Genomic DNA, 7,289 nt, shown 5'->3' on the forward strand with positions numbered 1-7,289 from the left:
AAGGCCACCTTTACCGTCATTTCGGACGTGCGCAAGCGGATGTGCGAAAAACTTGCGCGCATTTCCATGGGCCGGGTGATGGACCGCCCTAGCGGCGAGACGAAGAACCTGATTGTCGAGCGGGTGGACAGTATCGAGCCAACGCTTGCCCATCTGGTGCCCGAGATGACCAGCAAGCTTCTGGCACCGGTGGTGATTCTGGTCTACATTCTCATTCTGGACTGGCGGGTGGGGCTTTGGTCCCTTGCCACGCTGCCGCTGGGCCTTTTGGCCATGACGGGGATGATGGCGGGCTATCAGGGGAAATTCAGCCGGTATGTCAACTCCGGCAAGCATCTCAACGCCGTTGCCGTGGAGTACATCAACGGAATTGAGGTCATTAAAACCTTCAGTCAGACCGCCAAAACCTATCAGAAGTTTACCGACGCGGTTCATGATTCCGCCCACTCTGCCATTGACTGGATGAAGGATACCCAGGTCTTTTTCTCCGCCGCCATGGTGATTATCCCCTCGGTGCTGGTGAGCGTTCTGCCTGCCTGTGTGCTGTATTATTTGCAGGGGACGCTGGCGGTGAACGAGATTGTGATGATTGTGGTGCTCAGCTTCGGCATGATGACGCCCCTCATCGGCGCCATGAGTTATTCGGACGACCTTGGGAAAATCAGCACCATTGTGGGGGAGATTAACGAGATTTTGGAGGAAGAGGAGCTGATGCGCCCGGAAAAGGCGGCGGCGCTCAGCCGGTTTGATATCGAGGGGAAGGGCGTGCGCTTTGCTTATCGGGATGTGGAGGTGCTCCACGGAGTGGACTTCGCCTTCAGGGAGGGCACGGTGAACGCGCTGGTTGGCCCCTCCGGCAGCGGAAAAAGCACCATTGCCCGTCTGATTGCCTCCATGTGGGACGTCACCTACGGCAGCATTTCCATCGGTGGCAAGGACATCCGGGAAATTCCCCTGAAGCAGCTCAATGCCATGATTGCCTATGTCTCCCAGGACAACTTCCTGTTTAACGAAACAGTGCGCGAGAATATCCGCAAGGGCCGCCTCGGAGCCACGGACGCCGAGATAGAGAACTGCGCCCGCGCCGCAGGCTGCCACGACTTCATCATGCAGCTTGAAAACGGGTATGACACCGTGGCGGGCAGCGCGGGGGGACATCTCTCGGGCGGAGAGCGGCAGCGACTGGCCATTGCACGGGCCATGCTGAAGGACGCGCCAATCGTGATTCTGGACGAGGCCACCGCCTATACCGATCCTGAAAACGAGGCGGTGATTCAAAGTGCGGTGGCAAAGCTGGTAGAGGGCAAGACCCTGATCGTGGTGGCTCACCGCCTGTCCACCATCACGGACTCCGACCAGATTATCGTGGTGAACGGAGGCAAAATTGAAGCGGCGGGCACCCATGAGACGCTGCTGGAGGACTGCGGCCTGTACCGTCGGCTGTGGGAGACTCATATCGGCGCAAAAGACGCCTTGGAGGTGCGGTAATGTTTGGCTACATTAAAAAATTTCTTGACTTTTCGGGGGATCAGCGCAAAAAAATGATGGCAGCACTAGTGTTTGGCTTTTTCCAGAGTTTTTTCAATGCGTTTTCCCTGCTGGCGGCATCCTATGCGCTGGGTGCGATTCTGGACGGCAGCGCCAGCAAAAAAACCGCGTGGGTTTCCATGGGCATCGTGCTGGCGGGGATGCTAGGCGCGTATTTCTGCAACTGCTTTTCCATCCAACTGGAGACCCGGGCGGGCTACACCACGGCGGCGGGCGCGCGCATCCGGCTTGCCGAACGGCTGCGCTACGCGCCCATGGGCTTTTTTAATCAGCGCAATCTGGGCCAGATTACAAACGTCGCCACCAATACCTGCGAAAGCCTTCAGGAGACGTTGACCCGATGTATGGTTTTGTCCGTGCAGGGATTGATGACCACGACGGCGATCACGCTCATGCTGTTTGCATTCGACTGGCGCATCGGGCTTGTGACACTGGCGGGCTTTTTGCTGTTCCTTCTTGTGAACAGCCGGATGCACAAGGCGGGCGAGGTGATGAGCGGACGCAAGCTGAAATCCGTGGAGGGGGCCGTGGAGGCTGTTCTCGAGTATGTGCGGGGCATTGCGGTGATCAAGTCCTATAACCTGAGCGGCAACGCCAATAAAAAGGTGTCCGACGCCATCGACGAGGAAAACACCGTCTCCTACCGTATGGAGCGGGCCTTTATTCCGCTGATGTCGTTGCAGGGCATTGTCGCAAAGCTTGCGGGGCTTGCCATCGTTGGATGCTCCATCGCGTTTTATCTGGATGGCTCCATGTCTTTGCAAAATGCGCTGATGATGTGTATTGCATCGGCCATGGTCTATAACGAGCTGGCAACCGGCGGAAATATGTCCGCCCTCATGCGCACGGCGGCGCTGGCCATCGACAACATTAACGCCACGCTGGATATGCCGGTGATGGATGAAGACGGGGCAGACATTTCTCCCGAAAATACCGATATCACGGTGGAAGGTGTGGGCTTTTCCTATGACAAGCGGAAAATTATCGACGGTGTGAGCATTGATATTCCTCAGGGCTCCACGCTGGCCATTGTGGGCGGCTCCGGCGGAGGAAAGACGACCCTGTGCAACCTCATCATCCGCTTCTGGGATGTAAATGAGGGCAGAATCACGCTGGGGGGCCGCGATGTACGGGAATACACGCTGGACAGCCTGCTGCGAAACTACGGCATGGTATTCCAGAATGTGTACTTGTTTAACGACACCATTGCCAACAACATCCGCTTCGGAAAGCCCAACGCTACGCTGGGAGAGGTGCGCGCCGCGGCGCGCCGTGCCTGCTGCGACGACTTTATTATGGCGCTGCCCCACGGCTATGACACGGTGATCGGAGAGGGAGGAGCCAGCATTTCCGGCGGGGAAAAGCAGCGCATCTCCATTGCCCGTGCGATCATCAAGGACAGTCCCATCATTATTCTGGATGAAGCCACTGCCAACGTAGACCCGGAAAACGAGTGGCTGCTTCAGCAGGCGATTGCGGAGCTTACAAAGTCCAAAACCGTTATCATGATTGCCCACCGGCTGAAAACCGTTCGGAACGCGGACCAGATTGTGGTGATAGAAAACGGGCGCATTGCCCAGAAGGGAACCCACAGTGAGCTGATGGAGCAGGGCGGACGTTACGCCGACTTCATCGGCATGCGCCAGCAGTCCATCGGATGGAAGCTGGGCCGAACGGCGGCACAGTCCGTTACGTGAAACAGCATGTATTTGCCGCAGTCCGGCAGTAAGAAGCCAGAACGCGGCACGCATTCAACATCGAAGATTAACGAAGCCCCGGTTCACGCCGGGGACCCAATGCCACGGGGGGCCAAGGCGCTTTCAAACGCCCTGACAGACCCGCTGCCGAAAAATAAGGCCGTCCGCTGTATGAACGCATACAGCGGACGGCTTTGCTCATATCCCGGCACCCGCAGGAACACCGGTGAGGAACGGCGGCAAAGTGGGGCTATTTCAGGTGCAGATCCTGAAAAAATTCATCAAAGCTTTCCACATGATAAAGCTCCTTCAGGGCAAGCAGGACACTCACTCTGATATTGTAGCGGCCCCGCTCCATTTGCGAAAGAACCTCCCGGCTGATGGATAAACCCATCAGCTCAAGGCTTGCGGCGACCTGCTCCTGAGAGAGGCGTGCGTGTTTTCGAAGCCGCTTTAAATTGGTTCCCATGGAAATGTCCTGTTTGAGTTTCTCCGACATATAAGCCCCCTTCCGGAAGTATTTAAAAATCCTTTAAATACTTTTGTTGATTTTATCGTATTGCATATGATAAAATTGGAATGCATACATTCCAAAATTAAGGAAGCACACATCCAAAAAGAAAAGAGGCGAGTTAACAAAAGACAACGCGCCGTTGCGGCGTAATGAATTAACGGAAACAACTTAAAAAAAGATAAAGGGGAAAAATATATGGGTAAATGGTATAAAAATTTAAAAATTGCAACAAAGGTCACAGGTGGATTTTTAATTGTGGCACTGATTGCGGGCATCATCGGTGCGATTGGGATTTTTAATCTGGAGAGTGTAGGAGCGTCTTACAAAATCGCTTATCAGGATTCAACAGCCGCACTGGAATGCCTTGAGAAAATCAGCTCTGGCAACCAAAAAATCCGGGGCGACCTTTATAAGCTTCTGCTGGCGGAAACGCAGCAGGAAAAACAGAAAGTCCGGGCCGAGCTTTCTGATATCGACAGTATAATTGAAGAGGCGCTTGCGGATTACAAGGCGATGCTGGTCAAGTATGATGCCTCAGAGGTTGAAAAAGAGCTGGCGCTGATTGCCGAAATGGAGTCAAGGCTTCAGGCGTTTCAGAAAATACGGGATGAATTTGTAAACGGACCCGGAATGAAGCCGGATAACTGGGTGGAAGGCTATTCCGTCTTGACAAATGAGGTTAGCACATCTCGAGAGGCAGTTGAAGAGAGCATCACCGCCGCCATCGACTATAATAACGCGTATATTGTGAAGCAGGTTGAGACAATGGACCGGCAGGTGAGGGTTACCGAGGTTGTCTTGACCGTGACCGTCGCAATCGGCGTGGTGCTGGCGGTGCTCATCGGGATTTTGATTGCCCGGAATTTGTCCCGGCGCATCGGGTTGGTGGTGGAAGCCACGGAAAGGCTGTCCGAGGGAAATCTTGACGTTTATATCGTCGTGGATTCCAGAGATGAAATCGGCGTGCTGGCCGAATCTTCCCGCAAAATGTCCGACACGCTGAAGGCGATTATCAGCGATCTTTCCCGGGAGCTGGAGGCATTTGCCGACGGCAATTTTGCAATGGACTCTCAGGCGGAGGACAGCTACGTGGGCGACTACCGTCCCATGCTGGACAACATCCGGAAGATGCGGGACAAGCTGAGTGATACGCTCAGCAACATAGGTCTTGCGGCGGAGCAGGTATCCACCGGTTCTGAACAGGTTTCCGCTGGTGCGCAGGCGCTGGCCAGCGGCTCCACAGAGCAGGCCGCCGCCGTGGAGGAGTTGGGCGCCACGGTGGAGCATCTATCGGATCAGGCCCGGGGAAATCTGGACATGGTGGATTCTGCAGCAAAGTCCATCCGCAAGTCCGACGAAGGCGTCACCGCCGGAAACCGGCACATGGAGCAACTCACAGAGGCCATGGCCGGGGTGGCCTCCGCGTCCAGCCAGATTGCGAGCATCACCAAGGTCATCGAGGATATCGCGTTCCAGACCAATATTCTGGCGCTGAACGCCGCCATTGAGGCCGCCCGGGCTGGTAATGCGGGCAAGGGCTTTGCGGTGGTGGCGGACGAGGTGCGGACCCTTGCGGGAAAATCCGCCGAGGCCGCCAAGCAAACGGCGGAGCTGATTGAAAATTCTGTGTCCACGGTTGCCCGGGGAACGGAGCTGACAAATCAGACCGCACAGATTCTCAAGGATGTGGATGCGGCTGCCCGGGAGGCAACGCAAAGCTTTGGAAGAATTGAACGGTCCATCTCGGAGCAGACCGGAGCCATCGAGCAGATCAGGGAAGGACTCTCCCAAATTTCCTCCGTGGTGCAGACCAATGCTGCCACGGCGGAGGAAAACTCCGCCACCAGCGAGGAGATGTCCGCGCAGGCGGTCAGTCTGCGTCAGGAGGTCCAAAAATTCAGGCTATGGGAGGGCGCGGCGCAGGGACTTAGCGTCGAAGACGGCGGAGGCGAGCCCGGTGAAACCCTTCAAAGCAAGGCTCGGGAAATTCCCGGCGTCCGCACTGAAATGACCGCGGGAAAATATTGACGGTGCAAAAGCACGTTTGAGAAACGGGCGGTATATATGTATGGCTGGGAGGCAAATCCTGCGGATTTGCCTCCCTCCGCTTTTTCGCCGGTTTAACGATGCGGGAGGGCGTAAGGTCTGGCCCCGCTGCTGTGCACTTCCGGCCCCGGCGGTGAATATGATGCTGATACAGGGATATTACCTCATCATGGAACAGGAAGTGTTAGCATGGCAATCAAGATCTTTATTGACCAGGGGCACAACCCGACAGGCTATCACAATACCGGCGCGTCCTGGTACGGGCTTGACGAGCAGGACGTTACGTATCAGGTGGGCATTTATCTGGCGGAGATGCTGAACAGCGATCCCCGCTTTGAAGCGCGCCTGTCACGGCCCACGCCCGACACGGTTCTTGGCACCAACAACTCAACCAGTCTTGCGGAGCGGGTGCGCATGGCCAACGAGTGGCCCGCCAATTATTTTATCAGTCTCCACGTCAACGCCAACCCCAACCCCGCAATTAACGGCACCGAGGTCTACATCTATCAGCTTTACACTCAGTCCAACTGGCTGGGAGAGGCTGTGCTGGACGGGATCGTGGAAGCCGTCGGCACAAAACGCAACGGCGTGATTGCGAGGCCGTCTCTGTATGTTCTGCGCAAGACCAATATGCCCTCTATTCTGGTGGAGATGGCGTACGTGTCCAATCCCTCCGACATGGAGAAGCTGCGGGATAACCAGTATCAGTTCGCGCAGGGCATTTATAACGGCATTATGCGATATTTCGGGTTTGCCTCCTAAAGAAAGAAACTCCCCCTGCCACATATCGGCAGGGGGAGTTTTATATACTCATAGAGCGGCCAAATCCTGCAAAAACCGATCTACAGCTTCACGGGGGGTGGCCCAGCTGGTCACAAGACGGATGCTGGTCAGGCCGTCCCCCGCGGGGCCGTTGTACTCAAACTCATAGCCCCGCTCCAGACCGTTCACCACCGTATCGGGGAAAATGGGAAAAATCTGATTGCTGGGGGAGTCGGAAGCAAAGCCGTAGCCAAGCGCCTCGATGCCCCGGCGCAGAAGCTGTGCCATCTCGTTGGCATGGCGGGCCAGATTGAAATACAGTCCGTCCTCCAGCAGGGCGGAGAACTGAAGGCCCAGCAGGCGGCCCTTTGCCAGCATGGCCCCCCGCTGCTTCATATAGGCCCGGAAGTCCGCTGCCTTGCAGCCTCTTGAGATGACAACGGCTTCGCCAAACAGCGCGCCGTTTTTCGTTCCGCCGATGGTAAACACGTCGGTAAGCGCCGCCAGATCGGAAAGCGTAAGGTCGCTGCCCTCTGCCGTCAGGGCAGATCCAAGGCGTGCGCCGTCCAAAAACAGGTACAGTCCCCGCTCCCGGCAAACATCCCGCAGGGCGGCAAGCCCCGCCCTTGTGTAGACGGTGCCAACCTCCGTCGTATCGGAGATGTAGACCCGTTTGGGGTGAACCATTTGCTCCGAGCCATCGTGTCCGTCCAGCACCTGCC

Annotated in this window: 6 protein-coding genes; 4 read left to right on the top strand and 2 right to left on the bottom strand. The window is 56.2% G+C overall.

Annotation, left to right across the window (positions count from 1 at the left end):
- Both RTK01_RS10580 and RTK01_RS10585 read left to right on the top strand, forming a co-directional pair.
- Positions 1-1,488: ABC transporter ATP-binding protein (locus RTK01_RS10580; RefSeq protein WP_312280934.1), on the top strand; the 1,488-nt coding region annotated here is incomplete at its 5' end.
- Positions 1,488-3,245: an ABC transporter ATP-binding protein gene (locus RTK01_RS10585; RefSeq protein ID WP_312280935.1), complete on the top strand. Its 1,758-nt coding sequence runs from the start codon at positions 1,488-1,490 to the stop codon at positions 3,243-3,245. The genes RTK01_RS10580 and RTK01_RS10585, both read left to right, overlap by 1 nt.
- Positions 3,246-3,495: 250 nt before the next feature.
- On the opposite strand, the gene RTK01_RS10590 is transcribed toward RTK01_RS10585, so the two are convergent.
- A complete protein-coding gene (locus RTK01_RS10590) occupies positions 3,496-3,744 on the bottom strand; it encodes a helix-turn-helix transcriptional regulator (RefSeq protein WP_312280936.1) in 249 nt (82 codons plus the stop codon).
- A 210-nt stretch (positions 3,745-3,954) separates the two neighbouring features.
- On the opposite strand from RTK01_RS10590, the gene RTK01_RS10595 reads away from it, so the two are divergent.
- Both RTK01_RS10595 and RTK01_RS10600 read left to right on the top strand, forming a co-directional pair.
- Positions 3,955-5,787 (top strand): methyl-accepting chemotaxis protein, encoded by a 1,833-nt coding sequence (locus RTK01_RS10595; RefSeq protein WP_312280937.1) that lies wholly within the window; start codon positions 3,955-3,957, stop codon positions 5,785-5,787.
- A gap of 207 nt (positions 5,788-5,994) precedes the next feature.
- The gene (locus RTK01_RS10600; RefSeq protein WP_312280938.1) at positions 5,995-6,567 is read left to right on the top strand and encodes an N-acetylmuramoyl-L-alanine amidase; all 573 of its coding nucleotides are present in this window, start codon (positions 5,995-5,997) and stop codon (positions 6,565-6,567) included.
- Positions 6,568-6,615: 48 nt separating this feature from the next.
- Here the strand turns inward: RTK01_RS10600 and RTK01_RS10605 are convergent.
- The coding region (locus tag RTK01_RS10605; protein WP_312280939.1) for a beta-eliminating lyase-related protein at positions 6,616-7,289 on the bottom strand (674 nt) is incomplete at its 5' end.

Origin of the sequence: Oscillibacter sp. (genome assembly GCF_031978065.1) — a bacterium.
GTDB lineage: Bacteria > Bacillota > Clostridia > Oscillospirales > Oscillospiraceae > Oscillibacter.